This window comes from Pseudomonas fluorescens Q2-87 (assembly GCF_000281895.1).
In the GTDB taxonomy this organism is placed as follows: domain Bacteria; phylum Pseudomonadota; class Gammaproteobacteria; order Pseudomonadales; family Pseudomonadaceae; genus Aquipseudomonas; species Aquipseudomonas fluorescens_S.
The window spans coordinates 4,425,718-4,452,018 of record NZ_CM001558.1; the positions used below are offsets into that span (position 1 = coordinate 4,425,718).

18 protein-coding genes are annotated in these 26,301 nt (G+C 62.4%); 10 read left to right on the plus strand and 8 right to left on the minus strand.

Going from position 1 to position 26,301, the window contains the following annotated elements:
• The first annotated feature begins 27 nt into the window (after window positions 1–27).
• Window positions 28–384, plus strand: coding sequence for a 4a-hydroxytetrahydrobiopterin dehydratase (locus PFLQ2_RS08390; RefSeq protein ID WP_003184087.1), 357 nt, complete (start codon window positions 28–30; stop codon window positions 382–384).
• Window positions 384–1,577, plus strand: coding sequence for an amino acid aminotransferase (locus PFLQ2_RS08385; RefSeq protein ID WP_003184090.1), 1,194 nt, complete (start codon window positions 384–386; stop codon window positions 1,575–1,577). The genes PFLQ2_RS08390 and PFLQ2_RS08385 overlap by 1 nt, the downstream gene beginning before the upstream one ends.
• Window positions 1,578–1,776: 199 nt before the next feature.
• Here PFLQ2_RS08385 and PFLQ2_RS08380 read toward each other — a convergent pair whose 3' ends face one another.
• Window positions 1,777–2,340, minus strand: coding sequence for an NAD(P)H nitroreductase (locus tag PFLQ2_RS08380; protein ID WP_003184092.1), 564 nt, complete (start codon window positions 2,338–2,340; stop codon window positions 1,777–1,779).
• A gap of 169 nt (window positions 2,341–2,509) precedes the next feature.
• Here PFLQ2_RS08380 and PFLQ2_RS08375 point away from each other — a divergent pair, with 169 nt between their 5' ends.
• Window positions 2,510–3,964, plus strand: a complete 1,455-nt coding sequence (locus PFLQ2_RS08375) for a TrkH family potassium uptake protein (protein WP_003184094.1) — start codon at window positions 2,510–2,512, stop codon at window positions 3,962–3,964.
• On the opposite strand, the gene PFLQ2_RS08370 is transcribed toward PFLQ2_RS08375, so the two are convergent.
• Window positions 3,921–4,982: an AraC family transcriptional regulator gene (locus PFLQ2_RS08370; RefSeq protein WP_003184096.1), complete on the minus strand. Its 1,062-nt coding sequence runs from the start codon at window positions 4,980–4,982 to the stop codon at window positions 3,921–3,923. The two genes, PFLQ2_RS08375 and PFLQ2_RS08370, sit on opposite strands and share 44 nt — an antisense overlap.
• A gap of 185 nt (window positions 4,983–5,167) precedes the next feature.
• Between PFLQ2_RS08370 and PFLQ2_RS08365 the strand changes: the two genes are divergently transcribed.
• Together PFLQ2_RS08365 and PFLQ2_RS08360 are read left to right on the plus strand one after the other, a co-directional pair.
• Entirely contained in the window at window positions 5,168–5,479 is a 312-nt protein-coding gene (locus tag PFLQ2_RS08365; protein ID WP_003184098.1) for a DUF962 domain-containing protein, read from the plus strand.
• 32 nt (window positions 5,480–5,511) lie between these two features.
• On the plus strand, window positions 5,512–6,102 hold the full coding sequence (locus tag PFLQ2_RS08360; RefSeq protein ID WP_003184099.1) for an HD domain-containing protein: 591 nt from the start codon (window positions 5,512–5,514) through the stop codon (window positions 6,100–6,102).
• 121 nt (window positions 6,103–6,223) lie between these two features.
• Here the strand turns inward: PFLQ2_RS08360 and PFLQ2_RS08355 are convergent, their stop codons facing one another.
• Window positions 6,224–7,042 carry a UDP-2,3-diacylglucosamine diphosphatase gene (locus PFLQ2_RS08355; protein ID WP_003184101.1) on the minus strand — a complete coding sequence of 273 codons (819 nt, stop codon included), beginning with the start codon at window positions 7,040–7,042 and terminating at the stop codon, window positions 6,224–6,226.
• Between the two features lie 134 nt (window positions 7,043–7,176).
• On the opposite strand from PFLQ2_RS08355, the gene PFLQ2_RS08350 reads away from it, so the two are divergent.
• Complete coding sequence (locus PFLQ2_RS08350; protein WP_003184103.1) at window positions 7,177–7,926, plus strand: helix-turn-helix transcriptional regulator; 750 nt, start codon at window positions 7,177–7,179, stop codon at window positions 7,924–7,926.
• A gap of 238 nt (window positions 7,927–8,164) precedes the next feature.
• On the plus strand, window positions 8,165–9,058 hold the full coding sequence (locus PFLQ2_RS08345) for a DMT family transporter (protein ID WP_003184105.1): 894 nt from the start codon (window positions 8,165–8,167) through the stop codon (window positions 9,056–9,058).
• On the opposite strand, the gene PFLQ2_RS08340 is transcribed toward PFLQ2_RS08345, so the two are convergent.
• Entirely contained in the window at window positions 9,052–9,339 is a 288-nt protein-coding gene (locus tag PFLQ2_RS08340; RefSeq protein ID WP_003184107.1) for a SelT/SelW/SelH family protein, read from the minus strand. The genes PFLQ2_RS08345 and PFLQ2_RS08340 overlap by 7 nt on opposite strands.
• Window positions 9,340–9,409: 70 nt before the next feature.
• Between PFLQ2_RS08340 and PFLQ2_RS08335 the strand changes: the two genes are divergently transcribed.
• Complete coding sequence (locus PFLQ2_RS08335; RefSeq protein WP_003184109.1) at window positions 9,410–11,599, plus strand: patatin-like phospholipase family protein; 2,190 nt, start codon at window positions 9,410–9,412, stop codon at window positions 11,597–11,599.
• Window positions 11,600–11,740: 141 nt separating this feature from the next.
• Here PFLQ2_RS08335 and PFLQ2_RS08330 read toward each other — a convergent pair whose 3' ends face one another.
• The 3 genes from PFLQ2_RS08330 to recQ all read right to left on the minus strand — a co-directional run bounded on the left by PFLQ2_RS08330 (window position 11,741) and on the right by recQ (window position 16,525).
• Window positions 11,741–13,732 carry a FimV/HubP family polar landmark protein gene (locus PFLQ2_RS08330; RefSeq protein ID WP_003184111.1) on the minus strand — a complete coding sequence of 664 codons (1,992 nt, stop codon included), beginning with the start codon at window positions 13,730–13,732 and terminating at the stop codon, window positions 11,741–11,743.
• Window positions 13,733–13,844: 112 nt separating this feature from the next.
• Window positions 13,845–14,279: a MarR family transcriptional regulator gene (locus PFLQ2_RS08325; protein ID WP_003184113.1), complete on the minus strand. Its 435-nt coding sequence runs from the start codon at window positions 14,277–14,279 to the stop codon at window positions 13,845–13,847.
• 119 nt (window positions 14,280–14,398) lie between these two features.
• Window positions 14,399–16,525, minus strand: a complete 2,127-nt coding sequence (gene recQ, locus PFLQ2_RS08320; protein WP_003184116.1) for a DNA helicase RecQ — start codon at window positions 16,523–16,525, stop codon at window positions 14,399–14,401.
• Window positions 16,526–16,945: 420 nt separating this feature from the next.
• On the opposite strand from recQ, the gene PFLQ2_RS08315 reads away from it, so the two are divergent.
• Window positions 16,946–17,533, plus strand: a complete 588-nt coding sequence (locus PFLQ2_RS08315; RefSeq protein WP_003184118.1) for a YecA family protein — start codon at window positions 16,946–16,948, stop codon at window positions 17,531–17,533.
• A gap of 8 nt (window positions 17,534–17,541) precedes the next feature.
• Complete coding sequence (locus tag PFLQ2_RS08310) at window positions 17,542–17,937, plus strand: YbaN family protein (RefSeq protein WP_003184120.1); 396 nt, start codon at window positions 17,542–17,544, stop codon at window positions 17,935–17,937.
• Window positions 17,938–18,066: 129 nt separating this feature from the next.
• Here the strand turns inward: PFLQ2_RS08310 and PFLQ2_RS08305 are convergent, their stop codons facing one another.
• Window positions 18,067–25,917: a retention module-containing protein gene (locus PFLQ2_RS08305; protein ID WP_003184123.1), complete on the minus strand. Its 7,851-nt coding sequence runs from the start codon at window positions 25,915–25,917 to the stop codon at window positions 18,067–18,069.
• Window positions 25,918–26,301 lie beyond the last annotated feature (384 nt).

Here is a 26,301-nt window from a genome sequence, read left to right on the forward strand (position 1 = left end):
TTTAAATATTCGATCCGGGAACACACCATGAACACTCTGAACCAAGCCCATTGCGAAGCCTGCCGCGCCGACGCCCCGCAAGTCAGCGACGAAGAACTGCCGGTATTGATCAAGCAGATCCCGGACTGGAACATCGAAGTGCGCGACGGCGTGATGCAGTTGGAAAAAGTCTTCCTGTTCAAGAATTTCAAGCACGCCCTGGCATTCACCAACGCCGTCGGCGAGATCTCCGAGGCCGAAGGCCACCACCCTGGCCTGCTCACCGAATGGGGCAAGGTCACCGTGACCTGGTGGAGCCACTCCATCAAGGGTCTGCATCGCAACGATTTCATCATGGCCGCCCGTACCGACGACGTAGCCAAGACCGCCGAGGGCCGCAAGTAATGCATTTCGACGCCATCGGCCGGGTGCCCGGCGATCCGATCCTCGGCCTGATGGAAGCCTACGGGGCGGACAGCAACCCGAGCAAGTTCGACCTGGGCGTGGGCGTCTACAAGGATGCCCAGGGCCTGACGCCGATTCTTGAATCGGTGAAGCGGGCCGAACAGTGGCTGGTGGATCGCCAGACCACCAAGACCTACATCGGCGGTCACGGCGATGCTGCGTTCGGCCAGCTGATCAGTGAGCTGGTGCTGGGCGTCGACTCCGCCTTGATCAAAGAAAAACGTGCCGGCGCTACCCAGACCCCGGGCGGCACCGGCGCCCTGCGCCTGAGCGCCGACTTCATCGCCCAATGCCTGCCGGGCCGTGGCGTCTGGCTGAGCAACCCGACCTGGCCAATTCACGAAACCATCTTCGCCGCCGCAGGCGTCAAGGCCAGCCATTACCCATACGTAGGCGCCGACAATCGTCTGGATTTCGAGGCGATGCTGGCGACATTGAACCAGGTGCCCAAGGGTGATGTGGTGCTGCTGCATGCCTGCTGCCACAACCCCACCGGCTTCGACCTGTCCCATGAACAATGGCGCCAGGTGCTGGATGTGATGCGCAGTCGCGCCCTGCTGCCGCTGATCGACTTCGCCTACCAGGGCTTTGGCGACGGGCTGGAGCAAGACGCGTGGGCGGTTCGGTTGTTTGCCGATGCGCTGCCGGAAGTGCTGATCACCAGTTCCTGCTCGAAAAACTTCGGCCTGTATCGCGACCGCACCGGTGCGCTGATCGTCTGCGCCGGGGATGCCGGGAAACTGCTGGACATCCGCAGCCAACTGGCGAACATCGCCCGTAACCTATGGTCGACGCCGCCGGACCATGGCGCAGCAGTGGTCGCGACGATTCTGGGCAACCCGGAACTGAAAAGTCGCTGGGCCGATGAAGTGGAGGCCATGCGCCTGCGTATCGCCCAATTGCGCAGCGGCCTGCTGGAAGCCCTCGAACCTCATGGCTTGCGAGAACGCTTCGCCCACATCGGCGTGCAACGCGGGATGTTTTCCTACACCGGCCTGACACCGGAACAGGTCAAGCACCTGCGCGAGCGCCACAGCGTGTACATGGTCGGCACGGGCCGGGCAAACGTGGCGGGCATCGATGCCACGCGCCTGGATTTGCTGGCCGAGGCAATTGCGGATGCGTGCAGGTAACATCACCCGTCGCCTGTTGAAGTTGCGTGGCGGGGGAGCTTGCTCCCGCTCGGCTGCGCAGCAGTCGTAATCAGGCCTGGCGCGGTTCCCTGGAAGATCCGATTGCTCCACAGGGGGCGGCTTCGCCGCCCAGCGGGAGCAAGCTCCCTCGCCACAGTGGATCGAACCAGCCCCAAGCCACCCGCCGTTCCTTGGGCGGTTACTGGCCCGTCCACTCCCGAACAAACTGCCCGACATCTTCCTGCGGCGCCGTACGCGCTTCTTTCTGCGGCGTGCCCAGGTAGAGGAAACCGATCACCTCTTCCCCATCCTCAAGACCCAGCCCCCTGGCGACATGCGGTGAATAGGCCAGCTCACCGGTGCGCCACACACCACCGATGCCCTGGGCATAAGCGGCGAGCAAGATACCGTGGGCCGCACAGCCCGCCGCCAGCAACTGCTCGGCTTTCGGGATTTTGAAATGGTCCTGCAAACGCGCGATCACGACCACCACCAGCGGTGCGCGCAGCGGGCCGTTGAGGGCTTTTTCCACAACGGCTTCGGACACCAGCGGGTCATTGAATCGCGCCGCTTCGGCCAGCAGTTCGCCCATGCGATGACGAGCCTGTCCTTCGACGGTCAGAAAGCGCCACGGCCGCAATTGGCCATGATCCGGCGCCCGCATGGCGGCGGCGAACATGACTTCGCGCTGTTCGGGCGTAGGTGCCGGGTCCACAAGGCGCGGGACGGAAACACGGTTGAGCAAAGCGTCGAGAGCCTGCATCGGCCACCTCCAGAAAAAATGTCCGACTATTCTAGTGGCTGTACGGCTCATTGGTTAGTTCAAATTCCGCAACCAGGATTCCATGCCACGCCAGCGCCACCGGGTGTCGGTTTACATGAGCCTTGCCGCAGGTAGAATGGCGCCCTTCCCCTCAGCCCGAGCAGATTTCATGGCGTTGCCGACCCTGCGGATCATTGGTTTCATCATCGGCATCTTCCTGATCACCCTGGCGATCTTCATGGTCGTACCGATGGCCACCCTGGTGATTTTCGAACGCACCCGCGATCTGCCATCGTTCCTCTGGTCGAGCATGATCACGTTTGTCGCCGGCCTGGCGCTGATCCTTCCCGGGCGCCCGGAACACATACACCTGCGCCCGCGCGACATGTACCTGCTGACCGTCAGCAGTTGGCTGGTGGTGTGTATCTTCGCCGCGCTGCCCTTCCTGCTGACCCAGCACATCAGCTACACGGATTCGTTCTTCGAAAGCATGTCGGGCATCACCGCCACCGGCGCTACCGTGCTGAGCGGCCTGGACACCATGTCCCCCGGCATCCTGATGTGGCGCTCGCTGCTGCACTGGCTCGGCGGCATCGGCTTCATCGGCATGGCGGTGGCGATCCTGCCATTGCTGCGCATCGGCGGCATGCGGCTGTTCCAGACCGAGTCCTCGGACCGCTCGGAAAAGGTCATGCCCCGTTCCCACATGGTGGCGCGCCTGATCGTGGCGTCCTACGTGGGCATTACCATCGTCGGCACCCTGGCGCTCTGGTGGGCCGGGATGAGTCTGTTCGATGCCATCAACCATTCGATGTCGGCGATCTCCACCGGCGGCTTTTCCACCTCGGACTTGTCCCTGGCCAAATGGACCCAGCCGGCCGTGCATTGGGTCGCCATCGTCATCATGATCCTCGGCAGCCTGCCGTTCGCCCTGTACGTCTCGATGCTGCGCGGCAATCGCCGGGCGCTGATCAAGGACCAGCAAGTCCAAGGGCTCATCGGGGTGCTGCTGGTGACCTGGCTGGTGCTCGGCACCTGGTATTGGGCGACCACCGACCTGCATTGGCTGGACGCGCTGCGGCACGTGGCGCTGAATGTGACGTCCATCGTCACCACCACGGGCTTCGCCCTGGGGGACTACAGCCTGTGGGGCAATTTCTCACTCATGTTGTTCTTTTACCTGGGGTTCGTCGGCGGCTGCTCCGGCTCAACTGCTGGCGGGATCAAGATCTTCCGCTTCCAGGTCGCCTACATCCTGCTTCGGGCCAACCTCAATCAACTGATTCATCCTCGTGCGGTGATCAAGCAGAAATACAACGGCCACCGCCTCGACGAGGAAATCGTGCGTTCGATTCTCACGTTCTCGTTCTTCTTCGCCATCACCATCTGCGTGATCGCCCTGCTGCTGTCGCTGCTGGGCGTGGAATGGATGACGGCGCTGACCGGCGCGGCCAGTACCGTGTCCGGCGTCGGCCCGGGGTTGGGGGAAACCATCGGGCCGGCCGGCAACTTTGCGCCACTGCCGGACGCGGCCAAGTGGATCCTGTCGGGGGGCATGCTGCTGGGACGATTGGAGATCATTACGGTGTTCGTGTTGTGTATTCCAGCGTTCTGGCGTCATTGACCGGTTTGGCCACGCTTGCCATCCGCGCCCGGTATTCGCCGGGCGTGGCGTCAAACCAGCGACGAAAGGCCCGGAAAAAGTTGCTCGGGTCGGCGAACCCCAACAGATAGGCAATCTCCAGCAGCGTCATGGTCGGCTGCGCCAGGTATTGCTCGGCCAGCTCGCGACGGGTGTCGTCGAGCAAACTCTGGAAACTGGTGCCCTCCTCTTGCAAGCGCCGTTGAAGAGTGCGCTGGGACAGGTGCAGCGTCTGCGCCACCACATCTCGCTTGGGCTCGCCCTGGGGCAGCAGCCGACACAGCACCTGGCGCGCCTTGTGGGTCACGCGGCTCTCGGAAAAGCGCGCCAGGTATTCACCGGCAAACCGATCATGAAGCTGCGCCATGGCCTCGTTGGCCGTGGGCAACGGCGCTTCCATATCGGCCCGTTCGAAGATCAGCGCGTCATAAGGCGCACCGAACGCCAGGGGCGCAGGGAACGCTTGTCGATAAGGGGACAGGTCAACCGGCTCGGCGCCCTGCAACAATACCTTGACCGGGTGCAGGGGGCGTCCGGTCAGCCAGTTGCACAAGGCCAGCGCACACGCCAGGGACGCTTCGGCACTTTGACGGGTGGGCGGGAGATGGTCGCCATGCACCGTCAGGATCAGCCCGTAGCCCTCCTCCAGCCGACGAAAACTCAGGTCGGCGCTTTCGGCGATTATTCGCTGATAACGCACCAGCCGCTGGAAGCCTTCCGCCAGCGTTCGGCTGGACATCAAGGCATAGCCAACCACATGGAACGAGGCCGGGCGCACCACTTTGCCCATGTTCAAGCCAATGGCCGGGTTGCCCGACAGTTCCACCGCCCGTTGCCACAGGCGGGTCATCGAATCCTGGGGAAAACGTGCATCCGGATCGTCCAGCGCGTCAAAGTCCAGCCCCAATTGCTTGAACAGCAGCCGGCAATCCAGGCCATCCATTTCCAACGCCTTGACGATCCCCATCGCCCAGCTAGAAGAAGTCGTTCGTTCGCGCATGACGTTTTACTTGCATGACGAGCCGCGGGGTACGGCTGGATTTGCGGAGGATACCAGCGTCCTCCACTACAAAAAGCAAGGGTATTTGTAACACAGGACACTAGAGTGGCGCCCATTGTCACTGGCCGTCGCCCACGATCGCTCTAGACTTTAATCAAAGAAAAATAACCACAGAGCCCGCAGTCGTGGAAAACACCAGACGATTCAATACCTTCGCTGAGTTCTACCCGTACTACCTCAGCGAACACAGCAACAGCACTTGCCGACGATTGCACTTTGTCGGCACGTCCCTGCTTGTGGTGATTCTTGCCCTGGCATTCGTCGCAGGTACTGGGTGGTGGCTGATCGCCTTGCCTGTGGCCGGTTATGGCTTCGCCTGGCCCGGGCACTTCTTCTTTGAAAAGAACCGCCCCGCCACGTTTCAGCATCCGTTCTACAGTTTGCTTGGCGACTTCGTGATGTACCGCGACATGTGGCTGGGCAAGGTCGCGTTCTAGGCATTGATGCCCCTGCAGCCAAAGGACTTTCGATGAATACCCATGCGCGCTTTACCCACATGCAGGACGGCACCGAGGAAGACTGGGCGATCATCGCGGCCGACTTCAGCGCTTATGCCCGGCAACTGCCCAGCCGGATCCTGGCACACCTGAAATTGCTCGACGGGGATTTCGGCGGCTTCCCGGTGGACCGCCTGACGCACTCGCTGCAAACCGCGACCCGCGCCTACCGTGACGGCCGTGATGAGGAATATGTAATCTGCGCCCTGCTCCACGACATTGGCGACACGCTGGGCTCCTACAACCACCCCGACATCGCCGCCGCCATCCTCAAGCCCTTTGTCAGCGCCGAAAACCTGTGGATCGTGGAAAAGCATGGGATCTTCCAGGGCTACTACTTCTTCCATCACCTGGGCATGGACCGGCACCTGCGCGAGCAATTTCGCGAGCACCCGCACTACCAGGCGACCATCGACTTCTGCGCCCGGTATGACGCCGCAGCGTTCGACGCCGACTACGACACGCTGCCGCTGAGCTTCTTCGAGCCGATGCTGGAAAGGGTATTCGCCACACCGAAGCAGTCGATCTACAAGGCCGCGATGGCGGACCAACCCCCGCCCTGAATGGGGCGCGAAGCGGCCCTGTTTTTTTGGGCCCTGTCTGGAAGGGACGGCTTCGCCGCCCAGCGGGAGCAAGCTCCCTCGCCACGGGAGTAAATAGTTGCTCGAAAGGTGTCCGACCGGCCTACACCGGCTCGGCAACTTTCAACTCAGCCTTGAGCAACGCCTCCCGCGCCTGGGCCTCTGCCAACCGATACAGCTCGATCGACCCATCCCAGTGCTCGATCAGTGCCGTGCACGACTCGACCCAATCGCCGCAGTTGAGGTACTCCACCTCGCCCACTTTGCGGATTTCGGCATGGTGGATGTGCCCGCATACCACGCCATGCAGTTCACGCTTGACGCATTCATGGGCGATGGCTTCCTCGAAGTCGCTGATGAAGCTGACGGCGGTCTTGACCTTGTGCTTGAGGTACGCCGACAGCGACCAGTAACCGTAGCCATAACGGGCCCGCCAATGGTTGAGCCAACGGTTCAGCGTGAGGGTGAACTCGTAGGCCGAATCGCCAAGGAACGCCAACCAGCGGTGGTAGCGGGTGATGACATCGAACTGATCGCCATGGATCACCAACAGATGCCGACCATCGGCGGTGACGTGCACCGCCTCGTCCACCAACTGGATATTGCCCAGGATCAGCTTCGAGTAGCGTCGCAGGAATTCATCATGGTTGCCGGTGACGTAGATCACCTCGGTGCCGCGCTTGCTCATGGTCAGCAAGCGGCGAATGACGTTGGTGTGGGCCTGGGGCCAGTACATGCCACCGCGCAGTTTCCAGCCGTCGATGATGTCGCCCACCAGGTAAATCTTGTCGGCATGGTAGCCCTTGAGGAACTGCGACAGATGTTCAGCCTGGCAGTCTCGGGTGCCCAAATGCACATCGGAAATCCACAGGGTGCGGACACGCTGTTTGCGGCTGGGTCTGGCAAGCTCGGCGCTGGTCATGGGCAACCCTCTGATCGTTTGGACCACTGTGCACGCCAGCGGTTAATGGCCCATGACAGGCAAAAGTCGATTGCATGACAGCGCGAGTAGCCGCCCCCTCGGTGTAGACTGGCGGCCTGCCACGGGAGACCGCGATGAGACCGATCCTCACGCTACGCCAATACAGCCACGACTTGATTGTCCACAGCCATGACCATGCCCAATTGGTGTTCGGGCTGTCCGGTGCGCTGGATTTCGAGGTCGAAGGTTGCGGCAGCCAAGTGGTGCAACAGAGTTTCGTGGTGGTGCCGGCCGGCGCCCATCACGCCTGTGACAGCCCTCACGGCAGTCGTTGCCTGGTGCTGGACGTGCCGAGCGACGAATGGGTCGGGCAATCCCTGGGGGATCATGCCGACGCCAGTCGCCGATTGCTCGACAACACCGCGCGCCTGCCCCTGGACGCTGGGCAAAGCCAACTGGTCAGTTGGCTGGCGGGCAGCCCCGTGGAGGACCCGCTGATCGCCCAGCAAGGCGCGGTGCTGCTGCTGGCCAGCCTCAACGGCATCCGCCAGGAAACGAGTGGCGGCCGGCGCCTGCCTTACGCCGCGCTCGACGCCCACATCGACCGGTACGCCGCCTATCCGTTGCAAGTGGCGGACCTGGCGCGGGTCGCCGGCCTTTCCAGCGCCCGCCTGCACGCCCGTTTCGTCGCCGAATGCGGACAAACGCCGATGGACTACATTCGCAGTCGCCGCATGCACAAGGCCGTCATGTTGCTGCGCGATTCGGACCTGCCCATTGGTGAAGTCGCCCATCAGGTCGGCTACAGCTCCCAGAGCGCCTTTGCCGCCGCGGTACTGCGTGAATTCGGGGCTTCGCCGGGTAAACTGCGACGACAGCGCTAGAATCGCGCTAAAAATCGCCAGGTTGGCGACAGACACCGCCGCCTCAGCCACGCTTAAATAACGCAATCTGCGAGGGGCAATCCCGTGGGAGCGAGCTTGCTCGCGATTGCTTTGTGTCAGTCAACCTCTGCGCTGCCTGAAGTACCGCTTTCGCGAGCAAGCTCGCCCCCACAGAAAACGCTCACATTGCCCCATTGTGTCCATCGCCAGTTCTGGTTTATCTGCCCAAAGGATCGCAATGACTCCCCGTACCGCCCTCGGCGCCCTCCACATCGGCGCACTCATGTTTGGCCTGACCGGTGTGTTCGGCAAACTTGCCGCCGCTTCGCCGGCGATCATCGTGTTCGGTCGCGCCGTATTCGCCGTGCTGGCCCTGGCGGTGTTTGCCCGGTTCGCCAGCAACACCCGCTGGCAGAAACTGCGGGCAGAGGACGGTCGACGCTTGTTACTGGGTGGGCTGTTGCTGACCGGGCATTGGGTGAGTTTTTTCATGGCGGTCAAAATCGCCGGGGTGGCCATCGCCACGTTGGGGTTCGCCAGTTTCCCCGCCTTTACGGTGCTGCTCGAGGGACTGATTTTCCGCGAGCGGATTCGCGCCAACGAAATCCTCCTGGTGGTGTTGGTGAGCATCGGCCTGGTGCTGGTGACGCCGGACTTCGACTTGGCCAGCGGCGCTACCACCGGCCTGTTGTGGGCCGTGGCCTCGGGCCTGCTGTTCTCGTTGCTGTCATTGACCAACCGCGCCGGCTCCGCTCACGTGCCCGCGGTGCAGGCTGCGCTGTGCCAGAACGTGGTGGTCGGGTTGTGCCTGCTGCCCATCGCCGCTCCGCAACTGAACGACGTGCGCCCTCTCGACTGGCTGTGGATCGCGTTGCTCGGCGTGTTCTGTACCGGCCTGGCCCACAGCCTGTTCGTCGCCAGCCTGGCGGTGATCAAGGCGCGCACCGCAGCCGTGGTCTTCGCCATGGAGCCGGTCTACGGCATCGCCATGGCCTGGCTGCTGTTCGATGAAAACCCGACGCTGCGCATGTTGGTGGGCGGCGCCGTGATCATCCTGGCAATCATCGTGTCGAGCCAACTGGGTGGCGGCTCGAAAAAAACCAGCGCGGGCGCCGAAGCCGCCTCTCACTGAACCCGGTCGTTGTGGCCCAGGTCCCGCTCCGGGTCGATCTGGTCGCGAACCCGTTGCTTGAGCACCTTCGCCTCGGGAAAACCACCATCGGCCTTGCGCTCCCAGATCTGCGTGTCGTCGCAGCTGATGTGGAATATCCCCCCGGTGCCCGGCACCAGGGACACTTTGCCCAAGTCGTCGCCGAAAGTGCTGAGCAGTTCCTGGGCCAGCCAGGCGGCGCGCAGCAACCATTGGCACTGGGTGCAATAGGTAATGACAACTTCCGGTTTGGGTTCGGCCATTGCAACGGACTCCTGAGTTCAAAGGCGTCGTTATAATACCCGCCTTTGACCGACCGACCCGAGATTGACGATGCGCCGCCTGCTGCCTTGCCTGCTTCTGTTGCTGTTGCCCCTGTTCGCCCAGGCCGTCGACGCGCCACGCATGAAGGTTGGCCTGGTGTTGTCCGGTGGTGCGGCCCGAGGCCTGGCCCACATCGGGGTGCTCAAGGCCCTGGAGGAGCAAGGCATCAAGATCGATGCCATTGCCGGTACCAGTATGGGCGCGGTGATCGGCGGGCTGTACGCCTCCGGCTACAAGATCGATGAGCTGGAAAAGCTCGCCTTGGGCATCGACTGGCAACAAGCGTTGTCCGACGCTCCGCCGCGCAAGGACGTGCCATTCCGGCGCAAGCAAGACGACCGGGATTTTCTGGTAAAGCAGAAATTGAGCTTTCGCGATGATGGCAGTCTCGGCCTGCCCTTGGGCGTGATCCAGGGGCAGAACCTGGCCCTGCTGCTCGAAAGCCTGCTGGCCCACGCCAGCGATACCCGCGACTTCGACAAATTGCCAATCCCTTTTCGCGCGGTAGCGACAGACATCGCCAGCGGCGAAAAAGTGGTGTTCCGCAAAGGCCACCTGCCCAAGGTGATTCGCGCCAGCATGTCGATCCCGGCGGTGTTCGCCCCGGTGGAACTGGACGGACGGCTGCTGGTGGACGGGGGCATGAGCGACAACATCCCGCTGGACGTGGCCCGGGAAATGGGCGTCGATGTGGCCATCGTGGTCGACATCGGCACGCCACTGCGCAACCGCAAGCAACTGATCACAGTGGTGGACGTGCTGAACCAGTCGACCACCTTGATGACCCGGCGCAATTCGGAAGAACAACTGGCGACACTGAAAAAAGACGACGTACTGATCCAGCCGGCCCTGGCGAGCTTCGGCTCAACCGACTTCGGCCGGGCCCGGGAAATGATCGACGCCGGTTACCGCGCCACACACATCCTCGATGCCCGCCTGGCCCGCCTGCGCCCCGCCGAGCCGCCCGACGCCGAATTGATGGCGGCACGCGCCCCGAGTGAGCGCACGCCGGTCATCACCGCGATTCGGGTGGAGAACGACTCGAAAGTCGGCGACGACGTGATTCGCTACTACGTTCGCCAGAAGATCAGCGAGCCGCTGGACCTGGGTCGCTTGCAGACCGACATGGGCACGTTGTACGGCCTGGATTACTTCGAGCAAGTGCAATACCGCGTGGTGCACAAGGGCGCGGATCAAACACTGGTGATCAGCGCGCGAGGCAAACGCACCGGTACGGACTACCTGCGACTGGGCCTGAGCCTGTCGGACGACATGCGCGGCGACAGTGCCTTCAACCTGGGCGCAAGCTACCGGGTCAACGGTATCAATCGCCTGGGCGCCGAGTGGCTGACCCGCGCGCAGATCGGCGACAAGCAGGAGCTGTACAGCGAGTTCTACCAGCCATTGGATGTGGGTTCGCGCTACTTCATCGCCCCCTACGGGCAATTCGAATCGCGCAACGTGGAGTCGATCCTGGACAACGACCCGGTGGCCCAATACCGGGTCGAGCGCTACGGTTTTGGCCTGAACGTGGGCCGTCAGATCGGCAACAGCGGCGAAATCCGCTTCGGTGTGGGCCAGGCTTGGGGCAAGGCCGACGTGCGCATTGGCGATCACGACCAGCCCAGCGAGAACTTCAATGAAGGTTTCTACGAGCTGAAATACTCGTTCGATTCCTTCGACAACGTGTATTTCCCCCATGAAGGCGAAGACATTGGCCTGACCTGGCGCCAGTACGAACCGGGGCTGGGCTCCGACCAGCGTTATCGCCAATGGGAATTCAAACTGGACAAGGCCCTGAGCAGTGGCCCGGATACCTTCATCCTCGGTGGGCGCTACGGCCGGACCCTGGATACAGCCGAAGTGGTGACCTCAAGCTTCGTACTCGGAGGTGCACGGCAGTTGTCGGGGTTTCGTGAAGACGGGGTATCAGGGCAAAACATGAGCCTGATGCGCGCCGTGTATTACCGCCGGCTCACGCCCCGGGCCTACCTGCCGCTGGACTTCCCGCTGTACATCGGCGGTTCGCTGGAGCGTGGCCGGGCGTGGAACAACGACAACGACTTCGACAGCGGCTACATCAGTGCCGCCAGTGTTTTCCTGGGCTTTGACACGCCATTGGGGCCGCTGAATTTCAGCTATGGCTTCAATGACGATGACGAGCAGGCGGTCTACCTGAACCTGGGGCAAACGTTTTGATGGGCTGGGCGTTTGGCTGGAAATGATCGGAGACTGGCAGGCCGCCATCGCGAACGAGCTCGCTCCCACACGTTGTTCTAGCCCTTGGGAGCGAGCCTGCTCGCGATGAGGCCAGCAGACGCAACATCAAATCCAGGAAACTCAGCGAATCCCTGCCAGCAACACCCGGGCAGTCTGCTTGAGCGGTTCGTCGCCCTCCTCAAGCAGTTCCTCAAGCAGCGCCACAGCGGTCTTCAGGTCGCCATCATCGATGCAGTTCTGTGCCTGCTCCAGTTTGACCGAAGGTTCCGGTGACTCGGGTTCAAGGGCCATGCCATCGAAGGTGACAGGCTCAAAGGGCAACGGCTCCAGCTGCAGCGACTGTTCCTCATCAGCGAACGCATCGAGGAAGTTATCGTCCAGCGACTCGGTTTCCAAGGGGGCTTCCCACTGCAGCTCGGGTTCGTCGAAGCTTGAGAGCGACAGGCTCTCGGAAACATCGACAACGGGCGGCGCCGCGTTTTTTTTCTCAATGGACGTATCCGGGTCATCAGCCAGGTCCCAGCTGGTTTCCATGGACAGCGCGTCCAGGTCGAGCTCGAACTCGTCGCTGGCGATCCGCTCAGGCTCAGGCTCAGCTGTCGGTGTCGGTGTCGGTGTCGGTGTCGAGGATTCTGGCGCCGTCACCACCGCAGCGGTGATCGGGGCGACCTTGGGGTAGCGTCCGCGAATGTCCGCCAGCGTTCCCGCATCGACGCCCTGGGCCAGCAAATGCTGTTCCTGCACCTGGAAGCCAATCACGTCGCCCTGCTTGCCCAGTACCTCCAGCAACTTCAGGCCCAGGTCGGTACGCTCCGGCTCCGCCAGCAATGCGGAGCGCAGCAACCCGGCGGCTTCGGTAAAACGACCGTAGGTCAGGTAGATCCCGACACCTTCCAGTACGTCGCCCAAGGGCGCATCACCATTATTGAACGATGCGGCCGTCTCGTGCTGTTCCTTGCCGGAGGGCGACGCATAGGTATCGGCCGCCTCGTCCATCACCGGCTCGGGATGCAGGGACATCGGCTGCGAGTCGGCCTGCTGCTGCCGACGGCGAAGGAACAGCAACAGCGCGAGCCCCCCCAGCAAGCCCACCAGCCCGGCCATCCATAGCCAATCGATGCCTTCCGGCTCCGTGGCCGGCTCTGCGACGGGCTGCGCGTTTTCTACCGCCGCTGGTGCAGCAGGCACCGCTTGCGGCTGCTCCGCTGTCACCGGGGCCGGCGCTGTTTCAGCCAGTCGGGCCTGTAGTTCATCGATGTGCTTGCGCTGACTGGCGATTTCCTCGTCCTGGGCCAGGAGCCGGGTTTGCAACTGGTCGATGGTTTTCTGTTGCTGCTGGTTTTGCAGCACGCTGGCGGCCAATTGTTCGTTGGAAGCATCGGAAGCCGGGCTGGCAGCGGCTCCGGCAGCAGCCGTCGGCAACACCGCCGAATCGGGCAGCAGCAGGCGCTGGCCAATGGAGAGCCGGTCGCTGCCGGGGTTCAAGGCCTGGATGGCCTGCATCAACTCGTTGACCGACGCGTTGCTGCCGGCATCGTGCAAGCGTTTGGCGATGACCCAGGGATTGTCTCCCTGCACAACCGTGTAGCGCTTGCCTTGTACCGCTGCTGGCGGCTTGCGGGCAGGTATCGCCTGGCTCGGCATTGAAGGCTGTGGGGCTGCGGAAGAATCCTCGCGGGCAGGCACGATGCCCGGCGCGCCCGGCGGATCGATCAACACGGTGTATTCCCGCAGCACGCGGCCGTTGGGTTGACTGACCTGCACAAGGAAATTGAGGAATGGCTCCTCCACCGGTTTGCTGGACGTTACCTGGATGAAGCTGCGCTCGCCGCGCAATACCGGCGTGAAGCGCAGGCTATTGAGAAAAAACAGTCGCTCCACGCCCGCACGACTGAAATCGTCCGGGCTCGCCAGGCTGGCCGACAGATCACCCTCGCCGAGCCCGGCCACATCGAGCAGGGCGATTTCGGCGCGCAATGGCTGGTTCAGGGCGGAGTGGAGGGTGATCTCACCCAACCCAAGCGCAGCCGCCAGGGCCGGATATCCCAATATACCCACGACGACCGACACGTTGACCCAACGGCGCAACGTGGACTGCAGACTTCCAAGCATGGGCATCCCTTTCGATTACCAGACTGAGCGAAACGCATCCGATACGAACGCTTAGTACTGGTTATAGTTCGCTAACCGCCGAATCTCAAAAGACGGAAGGCTGGGATTTACCTCAGGATTTTTCCAGATTGGCCAGGATCGTGCCGTGGACCCGCATGCACACGCGCATGTCGGCCTCGTCGACGCCTTCGAATAACTCCCGGCGCAGTTGGGTGGCGATGGTTTCGATTTGTTCGATCAACGGCCTGGCCGGCGCACAGAGCACGATTTTCTTCGCCCGGCGATCCTCCGCCACTGCCTGGCGCTGCACCAACCCCTGGGTTTCCAGGCTGTCGAGCAAACGGGCCAGGGTCGGGCCTTCGACGGCAACACTCTGGGCCAGTTCGCGCTGGGTCGGCGCCTGTTCGAAACGGGCCAGGTGCAACAGCACCAGCCAGCGTGCCTGGGACAGCCCCAGCCCGGCCAGGCGACGATCCAGCTCGGCGCGCCAGCCACGAGACATTTGCGCCAGTTGCATGCCAAATCGGTGTTGATCGGTTAACGGCATATAAGAACTCATCAGATCGAAAATAGAGAAAAACTAATTATTAGTCAGCTAAGCATGAGCTTTGGATTCAGGCAAGGTTTCACCCCGTACTGAATCGTTAAAGGCGTCTAACTGATTGATCAAACTTCAAATTCCGACTGCAACGCGGCGCGGACGCAGTACAGGACGCCTTCCGGAACCCGACCGACAAACAGCGCGGCAACGTCCGAGACCGGCGGCAACTCGCCTTCGCCATCCAGAAATGCATCCTGCACCTCGCCCATCAATTCCTCAGGCAGGTCCAGCGCTTGTTCCAGGGACAATTGCTGCTGGCCGATGGCCTCGGCCAGCATCGAATAGACGTTTTTCTCGGAACACTGCAATTGCCCGGCGATCTGCAGTGGCGTCATGCCGGCCCGAGCCAGCGTGATGAGCTCATGGCGTATGTCGGCCACAGCCTTGGGAGCCTCGGCCTCGCCGCCCAATACCTGGAGGAACGCCTCGCCATAGCGCTCCAGTTTGCGAGCACCCACGCCGCTGACCCGGGCCATGTCGGCCAGGGAAGCGGGTTGGCTGCGCAGCATCTCCAGCAGCGTCGAGTCAGGGAAAATGACGTAGGGCGGTACGCCATGCTCCTCGGCCAGTTTGCGCCGCAAGGCACGCAAGGCTTCCCATTGATCGCGCTCTTCGCCGCGCACCAGTTGGCTGGCCTGGCTCTTGCTGCTCTTGATTGCCGTGGCCGGCTTGAGATCACGACGCAGCTCAAGGGTGACTTCGCCCTTGAGCAAAGGCCGGCAGCTCGCGCTCAGGCGCAGGCCGCCGTAGCCTTCCAGGTCGATGTCGGCCAGACCGCGGGCCACCAGTTGTCGGAACAATGATCGCCATTCACTCTCGGTGCGGGCCTTGCCTACGCCGAACACTGAAAGGTGCTGGTGGCCAAAGCTGCGGACTTTCTCGTTGTCCTTGCCCAGCAATACATCCACCAAGTGCCCCACGCCATAGCGCTGGCCGGTGCGAAAAATAGCCGACAACGCCTGGCGGGCCGGTTCAGTGGCGTCCCAGGTTTCCACACCATCGACGCAGTTGTCGCAATGCCCGCAAGGCTGGGGCATGTCTTCATCGAAATAGGCGAGCAAGGTCTGGCGACGGCAACGGGTTTCTTCGCACAGCGAGAGCATGGCGTCGAGCTTGTGCTGCTCCAGGCGCTTATGGCGCTCGTCACCTTCGGAGTTCTGCAGCATTTGCTTGAGCATCACCACGTCTTGCAGGCCGTAGGCCATCCAGGCGTCGGCGGGCAAGCCGTCACGGCCGGCTCGCCCGGTTTCCTGGTAATAGGCCTCAAGGGATTTTGGCAAATCCAGGTGCGCGACAAAGCGCACGTTGGGCTTGTCGATACCCATGCCGAACGCCACGGTGGCCACCATGATCAAGCCTTCCTCGTTGAGGAAGCGCTTCTGGTGATACGCCCGCAGGTCGTTGGGCAGGCCGGCGTGATATGGCAACGCTGGAAAACCCTGCTCGCAGAGGAATGCCGCCACTTCATCGACCTTTTTGCGCGACAGGCAATAGACAATGCCGGCATCGCTGCGGCGTTCGGCCAGGAACGCTAGCAACTGCTTGCGTGGCTGCTCCTTGGGCACGATGCGGTAGAAAATATTGGGTCGGTCGAAACTGGACAGGAACCGCTCGGCGTCCTGCAGGTGCAGGCGCTCGACGATTTCTTCGCGGGTACGTTTGTCGGCGGTGGCGGTCAGGGCGATGCGCGGTACGTCGGGGAACAGTTCCGCCAGTTGCCCCAGTTGCAGGTATTCGCGGCGGAAATCGTGGCCCCACTGGGAGACGCAGTGGGCTTCGTCGATGGCGAAGAGGGCGATGTCCAGGCTTTGAAGGAACGCCAGCATGCGCGGTTGCACCAGGCGTTCCGGCGCCAGGTACAGCATCTTCACTTCACCGCGCTTGATTCGCGCCGCCAGGTCTCGCTGCTGCTCGGCACTGAGGGTGGAGTTCAGCGCGGCGGCGGCGACACCCAGTTCCTCGAGGGTCGCGACCTGGTCGTCCATCAGCGCGATCAGCGGCGAAACCACCACCGCCAGGCCGTTGCGCAACAACGCCGGCACCTGGAAGCACAAGGACTTGCCGCCGCCGGTGGGCATCAGCACCAGGGCATCGCCACCGCTGGCTACGCGCTCAATAATGGCACCCTGGCGGCCACGGAAACTGTCGTAGCCGAAGATGTCCTTGAGGACGCGTTGAGCCTGTTCGAGCATAGAAACTCCAAAAATCACCGAAACATCCCTGCAAGGCTGGTTCAGAATCACAAACGCTGCACCGGCAAATCGTAAGGGCGCGTTTCGAACCGGCGGGACGCCGCAGGGCATCACAAAACGCGGCAGTATACCCGAGGCCTTCGCTGCAAAGGGCGCTGCTGACAAGAGGTGCGTGAGAGATGTGCTGGAGAGGCGCGAACCCCGTGGCGAGGGAGCTTGCTCCCGCTGGGTGGCGAAGCCGCCCCAAAAACAGGGCCGCTGCGCGCCCCAGCGGGAGCAAGCTCCCTCGCCACGGGGGGTACGCGCCTGGCGGGAGGCCAATCCGGTCCTTACCGGCAAGGCAAATACGCCGCGCGGCTGGCCTGGGCGCTCAAGAAGGCCTAGAATTCCCGCATTGTTTATTCCCCAAGGTAGCCCGTAATGTCCTTCGCTGAGCAACTGACCCGCCTGCAAGTCTTCCTCGACGCCGATGAGCTGCACGAAGAGGCGCTGGACTACGTGGCCGCTCACGGCTACCTGACCGCCCTGTCGATCTGCTCCGAAGAGGTGCCGGATCGCGAGTGGATCGACGCGCTGTTCGCCGAAGAGCCGCACTACAGCGACGAAGCCCAGCGCGCCGAAATCGAAGCGACCCTGGTTGGCCTCAAGGCCCATATCGCCCGTCAATTGGCTTCCGACGAGGAATTCGAGTTGCCGTGCGAACTGGACCTGGGCGATGACCCGGACGATTCGGAACTGCGCGGCTGGTGCATCGGTTTCATGGAAGGCGTGTTCCTGCGCGAAGCCGCCTGGTTCGAAACCGCGGAAGAAGAAGTCAGCGAAATGCTGCTGCCGATCATGGTCGGTTCCGGCCTGTTCGACGAGCAACCGGAGTTTTCCGACATCGCCGCCGACGCCAACCTGATGGACGACATGATCGTACAGATCCCGGAAGCCCTCACCGCCCTGTACCTGCTGTGCAACGCCCCGGACGAAAAACCGGCGATCCTCAAGCCACGTCACCACTGAGCGACCGGGTGCCCGCGCCCCTCGGCAACCGCCCCCTGATCGTGCGTTACGCTCTGCTGGCCATCGGCTGGCTGAGCGTGGTGCTGGGGGTCATCGGTATCTTCGTTCCCGTACTGCCCACCACCCCTTTCCTGCTCCTGGCAGCGGCCTGCTTCGCCCGCAGCTCGCCGCGCTTCTACCAATGGCTGGTCGAACATCCCCGACTCGGCCCGTGGATCAGCGATTACCTCAGCGGCCATGGCATCCCGCTCAAAGGCAAGGTCTACGCCATCGGGCTGATGTGGGCGAGCATTCTCTTCTCTTGCTATCTGGTACCCCTGCCGTGGGCCCGAGGGTTCATGCTCACCAGCGCGGTGTTGGTGACGGTTTATATCCTCAGGCAGAAGACGTTGCGTCGGCCCTGATTCCCACTGTGGCAAGGGCCTTCCTGCCTTCAGAAAGCGGCGGGCCTGCCCACAGACTTGTTTTCGCCAAACGAACAAAACCCGCCACATCCAGACTGGAGATGGCGGGTTTTGTCGTTTCAACTCACCTCAAACCGTGTCCACCTTCAACGAATGATCGTTCAACATCCCGTTGATGATGGTGGCCGTGTCCGCCCCGCCTGCAATCATCCCGCCCGCCCCTGGCGTGACGCCGTAGTGGCTGGCGAGGTTGACGCCGGCCAGGTCGATGGTCTGGTTCGCCGTGGCACCAGCAACGGCGCTGATATCGATGCTGGTCATCACCGACGCCCCGCTGCCACTGACGGTGAAGTGCAAGTAGTCGTCCAGCGATGCGGCGCTGCCGTTTTCCCCCTGCAACAGCTGTGACAGATCGAGTTTATCGGTACCCAGCGTGAAGTCGGTGATTACGTCATGGCCGCTGTTGCCGGCCTGCCACTGGAAGGTGTCGGCGCCGCTGCCTCCGGTGAGGGTGTTGTTGCCCAGGCCGCCGATCAGCAGGTCATCCCCACCGCCACCGTTGAGCACGTCATGACCCAGGCCGCCGTCGATGCGGTTGCTGGCCCCGTCGCCGGTGAGGGTGTCGTTGAAGTTCGAACCCACGAGGTTTTCGATACTGCTCAGCGTATCGGTGCCAGCGCCCAAGGTGTTCTGCGCAGCCAACAGGCCGAGGTTCACCGTGACGGCCGAACCGGCGTGCGCGTAGCTGGCCGTGTCGGTGCCCGTGCCGCCATCGAGCAGGTCGTTGCCCGTGCCGCTGTAGAGCAAGTCATTGCCTGCCCCCCCGTGCAAGGTGTTGTTGCCCGAGCCTGCACTGAGTATGTCGTTGCCGTCGCCGGCGTTGAGGACGTTGTCACCGTTGCCGGCCAGCAGCACGTCGTCCCCGGAAGTGCCCGTCAGGGTATTCCCCGCCTGGTAGCTGATGCCCACCGCTGCGCTGTCGCTGCCGCCATGGGCGTCGCTGGTGGTGTAGGTACCGTGGTAATCCGGCGTGATGTCATGGGCGCCAGCGTAATTGACGGTCATGGTCAGTTGATAGTTTTCCGCGCCGTTGGGGTTGCCGCCGCTGGCATTGGCAATGTTGGTGACGTGGATCTGGTAGTCCCCGTCGGCTGCGGCCGTAAACGAGGCGCCATCGGCGATGGCGATGAAAGGCCCGCCATTGAGGGAATATTCCAGAGTGATATGCCCGGCCGCCAAGTTGTGATCCAGGGTAAGGGTTTCGCCCTGCTTGAGGCTGATGTTGAGCCGGTCTTCATCATTGACGTTATTGTTGGAAACCGCCCCCAGCGCGCCGCTGACCACCAGGACCGCCGTCATGGCCGCGGTATTGGCGACAAAAGCGCTGCGATTGAGGTTGATCGACTGGACATTGTTGCCGGTGAAGCTGGCGGTGCCGGTGCTGCCGGTGAAGTCCGCACCTTTGGCGACCCAACCCGTATTGAAGCTGGTGGGCGACGCCGTGAGCGGATCGCCGTTGGCGTCGCTGTCGTTTCCGAGCAACAGCTCCCCCGGTACCACGATGTTGCCCGACAGCACGTTGGTAATGACGTTGTCATCGACCGCCACAGGCGGGCTGTTGGGAACGACCTTGACCACCAGGGTGGAACTGGCCAGGTCGCCATCGTTGTCGCTGACGGTGTAGCCGATAGTCTCGGTGATCAAGGTGCTGGTGGCGGTCTGCGAGGTGTAGCTGAACGCGCCCGTGTCCAGATTGACCACCAGGGTGCCGTCGTGGTCGGTGGCGATGCTCACTGTATTGGTTACGGTATTGAAGGTGCCGTGGTTGACCCCGCCGCTGGCGGTCAGCGCGCCTTGGCCGCCGTTGGCCGCCGGGTTGTAGCTGTACGTGGTGCCATCGACCACCAGGCTCTTGACGAACCCGCCATCGGCGCCGAACGAACCGCCCTCGCCGAGCAGGTTGCCGGTGACCGGCGCGCCCTGCACGGTGCCGGAGAGTACCGAGTTGAGCTGGTTCAGGTCGGTGACCACCACCGCGTTGGTATTGGTGTGGGTGCTGCCGTCATAGGCCAGCGGGTCGAGGTTGGTGTTGCTGACACCGCTGCCCAGGCCGATGGCGTAGTTCTTGATGCCGTTCGCGTCGAGAAACGCCTTCCACGCCGCCTCGTCTGCGGTACCGGTTTCCTGGCCCGAGGTGGGCTTGCCGTCGGAGAAGAAGTAGCCGATGTTCTGCGCCCCAGTCAGTTGCCCGGATGTGACAAACGCGGTCTTGGCCGCCGCCACTGCCGCGTCGTAGTTGGTGCCGCCGCCCGCCGACAGGCTTGTGAGGAGCGTCTTGGCGGTGGCCACATCCACCCACACAGAACTCCGGTCGGTGGCGCTGCTGCTGAATGTCACCAGTTGGACTTTCACATCCCCCAGGTCATCGTATTTATCCAGCAAGGCGCTGATGGCCTGCTTGGCCAGGTCCAGGCGCGAGAGCCCCGGCACGCCTGAATCGTCGGCCATACTGCCAGACACATCGAGGACGATCAGCAGGTTCGAGTCGATCTCCACCGCCGTCACCGAACGCTCGGATGCGACAGCCTTGGGCACATCATCGACGATGCTCACCACCAGACTGCCGGTGACGCTGTTGCCCGAAGCATCGGTGGCCTTGTAGGTGAAACTTTCACTGAGCGCATTCGGCCCATCATTGGCATTGGGCGTCGTCGTGGCGGGTGAAGTGAGGGTGTAGGTGTAGGAGCCGTCCGGGTGAAGCAATAGCTGACCGTAGGCACCCGTGGCGTTGCCCACCAGGGTGAAAGTCACGGCGCCAGTGGCACCGGTGACCGAACCGACAAGACTGCCGGTGGCGGTTTCGCTGGTGGCGCCCGGGTCGCTGCCGGTGACGGTGCCAGGGGCCAGGTCCTGGCCGTCCTGGGTCAGGTCCAGGGCTTTTTCGTAGACGGTGATGTCATGATCGGTTTGAGCGACAAGCACACTGTTGTGGACATCGACAGTGACGGTGGTGGTGCTTTCGTCCCCGTCGGAATCACGCACCGTGTAGGTGAACACATCGGTGGCACCCGGTGCGCCGACAGTGTTCGGGTTGCTGTGATAGACCGCGTTGCCGTTGGCGTCCAGGGTCAGGTAGCCGTAGGTGCCGTTGATCTGGGTGTTCAGGCCGCCGCTCGCCGAAGTCGATGTGTCGTTGCCGGCACGCACGCCGATGACCACGCCACCGTCGGCACCCAACACGTCGTTACCCAGTACATTGCCATTGACCGTCCCGCCCTCCACCACCGAGATGGAATCGGCATGGGCCGTCGGCGCGTCGTCGACAATGTTGATAACGATGGTGCTGGTGGCGGTGTTGCCGAGCGAATCCGTGGCTTGATAGGTAAAGCTTTCAGTCAGGACGTTCGGCCCATCGTTGGCGCTGGGGGTCGTTGTCGCGGGTGACGTCAGCGTATAGGTGTAGGAACCGTCAGGATGAAGCAGCAGTTGACCATAGGCTCCGGTGGCACTGCCCACCAAGGCAAAGGTGACTGCGCCGACGGCACCGCTGACCGAGCCGGCGAGGCTGCTGGTGGCGGTTTCGCTGGTAGCGCTCGGGTTGCTGCCAGTGACGGTGCCAGGGGCCAGGTCCTGGCCGTCCTTGTTCAGGTCGAGGGCTTTTTCGTAGACGATGACTTCCTGATCGGAAGTGGCGACGAGGCAACTGGCGTGAACATCGATGGTGATGGTGGTAGTGCTTTCATCTCCATCGGAATCACGCACCGTGTAGGTGAACACATCGGTGGCGCCCGGTGCGCTGACGCTATCGGGGTTGCTGTGGTAGATCGCGTTGCCATTGGCATCCAGGGTCAGGTAACCGTAGGTGCCGTTGATCTGGGTGTTGAGGCCGCCGTTCGCCGGCGTCGACGTGTCGCTGCCGGCGCGCACGCCAATGACCGCGCCGCTCGCGGCTGGCCCGTCGGCACCGCCCACGTCGTTATTCAGAACATTGCCACTGACTGTCCCGCCCTCATCCACTGAAGCGGAGTCGGCATGAGCGGTAGGCAGGTCATCGACGATGTTCACGTCGAGGTTGCCGTTGGCGGTGGTGCCGTTGTCGTCGGTGACCACAACCGCGAATTGCTCACTGAGGCTGTTGGCGCCGTTGGCGTTTGGATGGGCTTCGTTGTCCAGCAAGGTGTAGCTGTAGCTCACCACGCCGGTGGTGGCGTTGAAGCCAGTAACGGTCAGGGTGTTGCCCAGAGCCGTGGTGATCGATTGAGGGAAACCCGCCGCCACACCGCCGCTGACGACGTTGATGCCGCCGACGCTCAAGGTCTGCACGCCGTCCAGGGCCGTCACGGTGAAGGTGCCGTTTTGGGTCAGCGCCGGCGCATCGGGACTGCTGCCGTCGCTGAGGTTTTTCTCCTGGACCGTCAGCTCACCGCCTTCGGTGTCGAGGCCAGTGATGACGACTGGATCGTCGTTGTTATGGACTTGCAGCACCAGGTTGGCGGTGCTGGTATCGCCATCGGCATCGGTCAATGTGTAGGTGAAGGTTTCGCTGCCATTGCCACCGCCGTGCAGGTTTTTGAAGTCGGCATCGGCGCTGTTGAGCGTGTAGGTGTAGGAGCCGTCGGCGTTGAGCACCAGGGTGCCGTAGGTGCCGGTGAACGTGCCGGGCGTGATTGGGCCGGAGGCGACGTGGTCGGCGCCTTGGGTGTCGTTGGTCAGCACGCTGCCGGTCAGGGTCAGGTGGGTTTCCGAGGCGGTACCGTTGCTGTCGTCCACAGCTTTTGGCAGGTCGTCGACGATGTTCACGTCGAGGTTGCCGTTGGCGGTGGTGCCGTTGTCGTCAGTGACCACAACCGCGAATTGTTCGCTGAGGCTGTTGGCGCCGTTGGCGTTTGGATGGGCTTCGTTGTCCAACAGCGTGTAGCTGTAACTCACGACGCCGGTGGTGGCGTTGTAGCCAGTAACGGTCAGCGTGTTGCCCAACGCCGTGGTGATTGATTGAGGGAAACCGGCGGCCACACCGCCAGTGACGACGTTGATGCCACCGACGCTCAAGGTCTGCACGCCATCCAGCGCCGTCACGGTGAAGGTGCCGTTTTGGGTCAGCGCCGGCGCATCGGGGCTGCTGCCGTCGCTGAGGTTTTTTTCCTGGACCGTCAGCTCACCGCCTTCGGTGTCGAGGCCGGTGATGATCACTGGGTCATCGTTGTTGTGCACTTGCAGCACCAGGTTGGCGGTGCTGGTATCGCCATCGGCATCGGTCAGGGTGTAGGTGAAGGTTTCGCTGCCATTGCCACCGCCGTGCAAACCTTTGAAGTCGGCATCGGCGCTGTTGAGCGTGTAGGTGTAGGAGCCGTCGGCGTTGAGCACCAGGGTGCCGTAGGTGCCGGTGAACGTGCCGGACGTGATTGGGCCGGAGGCGACATGGTCGGCGCCTTGGGTGTCGTTGGTCAGCACGCTGCCGGTCAGGGTCAGGTGGGTTTCCGAGGCGGTACCGTTGCTGTCGTCCACGGCTTTTGGCAGGTCGTCGACGATGTTCACGTCGAGGTTGCCGTTGGCGGTGGTGCCGTTGTCGTCAGTGACCACAACCGCAAACTGCTCACTGAGGCTGTTGGCGCCGTTGGCGTTCGGATGAGCTTCGTTGTCCAGCAAGGTGTAGCTGTAGCTCACGACGCCGGTGGTGGCGTTGTAGCCTGTGACGGTCAGCGTGTTGCCCAACGCCGTGGTGATTGATTGAGGGAAACCGGCGGCCACACCGCCAGTGACGACGTTGATGCCACCGACGCTCAAGGTCTGCACGCCATCCAGCGCCGTCACGGTGAAGGTGCCGTTTTGAATCAGCGCTGGCGCATCGGGGCTGCTGCCGTCGCTGAGGTTTTTTTCCTGGACCGTCAGCTCACCGCCTTCGGTGTCGAGGCCGGTGATGATCACTGGGTCGTCGTTGTTATGGACTTGCAGCACCAGGTTGGCGGTGCTGGTGTCGCCATCGGCATCGGTCAGGGTGTAGGTGAAGGTTTCGCTGCCATTGCCGCCGCCGTGCAGGCCTTTGAAGTCGGCATCGGCTGTGTTGAGGGTGTAGGTGTAGGAGCCGTCGGCGTTGAGCACCAGGGTGCCGTAGGTGCCGGTGAACGTGCCGGGGGTAATCGGACCGGAGGCGACGTGGTCGGCGCCTTGGGTGTCGTTGGTCAGCACACTGCCGGTCAGGGTCAGGTGGGTTTCCGAGGCGGTGTTGGCGTTGCTGTCGTCCACGGCTTTTGGCAGGTCGTCGACGATGTTCACGTCGAGGTTGCCGTTGGCGGTGGTGCCGTTGTCGTCGGTGACCACAACCGCGAATTGCTCACTGAGGCTGTTGGCGCCGTTGGCGTTTGGATGGGCTTCGTTGTCCAGCAAGGTGTAGCTGTAGCTCACCACGCCGGTGGTGGCGTTGTAGCCAGTAACGGTCAGCGTGTTGCCCAACGCCGTGGTGATCGATTGAGGGAAACCGGCGGCCACACCGCCAGTGACGACGTTGATGCCACCGACGCTCAAGGTCTGCACGCCATCCAACGCCGTCACGGTGAAGGTGCCGTTTTGGGTCAGCGCTGGCGCATCGGGGCTGCTGCCGTCGCTGAGGTTTTTCTCCTGGACCGTCAGCTCACCGCCCTCAGAGTCCAGGCCCACCAACACCACTGGGTCATCGTTGTTGTGGATTTGCAGCACCAGATTGGCGGTGCTGGTGTCGCCATCGGCATCGGTCAGGGTGTAGGTGAAGGTTTCGGTTCCACTTCCACCACCGTGCAAGGCGACGAATTGTGGATCGCTGGTATTAAGGGTGTAGGTGTACGTGCCGTTGGGGTTGAGCACCAGGGTGCCGTAGGTGCCGGTGAACGTCCCGCCGATGATCGGCCCGCTGTCGGGCCCGACAGGAATACGATCGGCGCCTTGGTGGTCATTGGTCAATACATTGCCAGTGAGCGTAACCAGGGTTTCAGAGGCCGTGCTGGCGTGGCTGTCATCGATCGCCTGGGGCACGTCGTCGGTAATGTTGACGTCCAGGGTACCGGTGGCGGTATCGCCGTCGGTGTCGACTGCCACAACCGGGAATTGTTCGGTGATGTTGTTGGCACCGCCGCCTGCAGGATGGGTTTCATTGTCCGTCAGGGTATAGCTGTAGCTCACCACGCCGGTAGCAGGGTTATAACCGGTGATGGTCAACGTATTGCCCAGCGCCGAAGTGACGGATTGAGGAAACCCCGTGGGTACGCCGCCGGCGATGACGCTGATGCCACCGATGCTCAGGCTGCTCAGCCCGTCGGGAGCGGAGACGGTGAAAGTACCGCTTTGCACCAACGCCCCAGGATTGCTGGCCGAACCATCGGCCAGGTTGGCCTCGTTGGTGGTCAGTTCACCGCCTTCCACATTTACCCCATCAAGGGTCACAGGGTTATCCGGCGTTGGCGGGGTCACTGGCGGTACGGTTGCGTCATTGCCGTTGTCCGGCTCTGCCGCCAGGCGCAGCACTGGGAATTCGGGAATCCCGTTGAACCCGGCCGTGGGGAAACCGATCAGCGGATCGACCTGCCCGCCGACTTCTTCGAGCAGCACGAAACTGTGACCGCCGCCCAATCCTCCCGCTGCGTTACCGGCACCGGGGCCGGCAGCGGTGGCTTCGCCGGTCTGGGTCGGGTCGGCACCGGCGGCGATGGCTTGTTGCAGTTTCTGCACATCGGTCAGTTGCGCATCACTGGGAGCTGCAGCGTCCTGTGTGTCGACATGGGGCGCATGGTTGGCGAGCAACTGAGGAGTGAGGGTCAGATCGCTTCCGCGACCCAGCGTCAACGACTGGCCGTTCTGCAGATGCACCGCCACGGCCCCTTCGGCACCGGTGACCAGGTGTTCACCGGCATAGAGCCGATCGCCCTCAACCAGGGGCCGCCGCAAACCACCGGCCGCTTCTGCGAAAACCTGACCTACCACTTTGCTGACGGTACCGATGAGCGCTGCCATGTGCCTTTCCTCCGTTGCCAACCGCAGTCGGCACCTGTCTGGGTGAAGAATCCGTGCTTCGTTCGGCGATAAAAAATGCTGGAAAATCTGCCAGCTTTGACTGGGCAAGAAACGCTAGCTGTTTGCCACACCGACAAAAAACCGTCGCTCTAAATCGCCCTTTTCCTCGCCCGTTCGGCACTTCTTCACATCGCTTCGAAATATGAATGGAACTTTTATTTGACGTCTGAAAGCCGTCAGAACCCGCCAATTGAAAGGGTTTCGCTTTGAACAATGTGCCGGTTTTTTCCTAGGGCATAAGTTTTTTTCGGCATAACTGTTATGAGAAATTCTTCTTAGGCTTTCTCTAGAATGTTCTTAGCTGTGTTGTTACAAGGTTGAAAC

Excerpts from the sequence above, each read along its gene's own strand:
- PFLQ2_RS08390 (WP_003184087.1), top strand. The coding sequence starts at position 28 with ATGAACACTCTGAACCAAGCCCATTGCGAAGCCTGCCGCGCCGACGCC.
- PFLQ2_RS08385 (WP_003184090.1), top strand. The coding sequence starts at position 384 with ATGCATTTCGACGCCATCGGCCGGGTGCCCGGCGATCCGATCCTCGGC.
- PFLQ2_RS08380 (WP_003184092.1), bottom strand. The coding sequence starts at position 2,340 with ATGCAGGCTCTCGACGCTTTGCTCAACCGTGTTTCCGTCCCGCGCCTT.
- PFLQ2_RS08375 (WP_003184094.1), top strand. The coding sequence starts at position 2,510 with ATGGCGTTGCCGACCCTGCGGATCATTGGTTTCATCATCGGCATCTTC.
- PFLQ2_RS08370 (WP_003184096.1), bottom strand. The coding sequence starts at position 4,982 with ATGCGCGAACGAACGACTTCTTCTAGCTGGGCGATGGGGATCGTCAAG.
- PFLQ2_RS08360 (WP_003184099.1), top strand. The coding sequence starts at position 5,512 with ATGAATACCCATGCGCGCTTTACCCACATGCAGGACGGCACCGAGGAA.
- PFLQ2_RS08355 (WP_003184101.1), bottom strand. The coding sequence starts at position 7,042 with ATGACCAGCGCCGAGCTTGCCAGACCCAGCCGCAAACAGCGTGTCCGC.
- PFLQ2_RS08350 (WP_003184103.1), top strand. The coding sequence starts at position 7,177 with ATGAGACCGATCCTCACGCTACGCCAATACAGCCACGACTTGATTGTC.
- PFLQ2_RS08345 (WP_003184105.1), top strand. The coding sequence starts at position 8,165 with ATGACTCCCCGTACCGCCCTCGGCGCCCTCCACATCGGCGCACTCATG.
- PFLQ2_RS08340 (WP_003184107.1), bottom strand. The coding sequence starts at position 9,339 with ATGGCCGAACCCAAACCGGAAGTTGTCATTACCTATTGCACCCAGTGC.
- PFLQ2_RS08335 (WP_003184109.1), top strand. The coding sequence starts at position 9,410 with ATGCGCCGCCTGCTGCCTTGCCTGCTTCTGTTGCTGTTGCCCCTGTTC.
- PFLQ2_RS08330 (WP_003184111.1), bottom strand. The coding sequence starts at position 13,732 with ATGCTTGGAAGTCTGCAGTCCACGTTGCGCCGTTGGGTCAACGTGTCG.
- PFLQ2_RS08325 (WP_003184113.1), bottom strand. The coding sequence starts at position 14,279 with ATGCCGTTAACCGATCAACACCGATTTGGCATGCAACTGGCGCAAATG.
- recQ (WP_003184116.1), bottom strand. The coding sequence starts at position 16,525 with ATGCTCGAACAGGCTCAACGCGTCCTCAAGGACATCTTCGGCTACGAC.
- PFLQ2_RS08315 (WP_003184118.1), top strand. The coding sequence starts at position 16,946 with ATGTCCTTCGCTGAGCAACTGACCCGCCTGCAAGTCTTCCTCGACGCC.
- PFLQ2_RS08305 (WP_003184123.1), bottom strand. The coding sequence starts at position 25,917 with ATGGCAGCGCTCATCGGTACCGTCAGCAAAGTGGTAGGTCAGGTTTTC.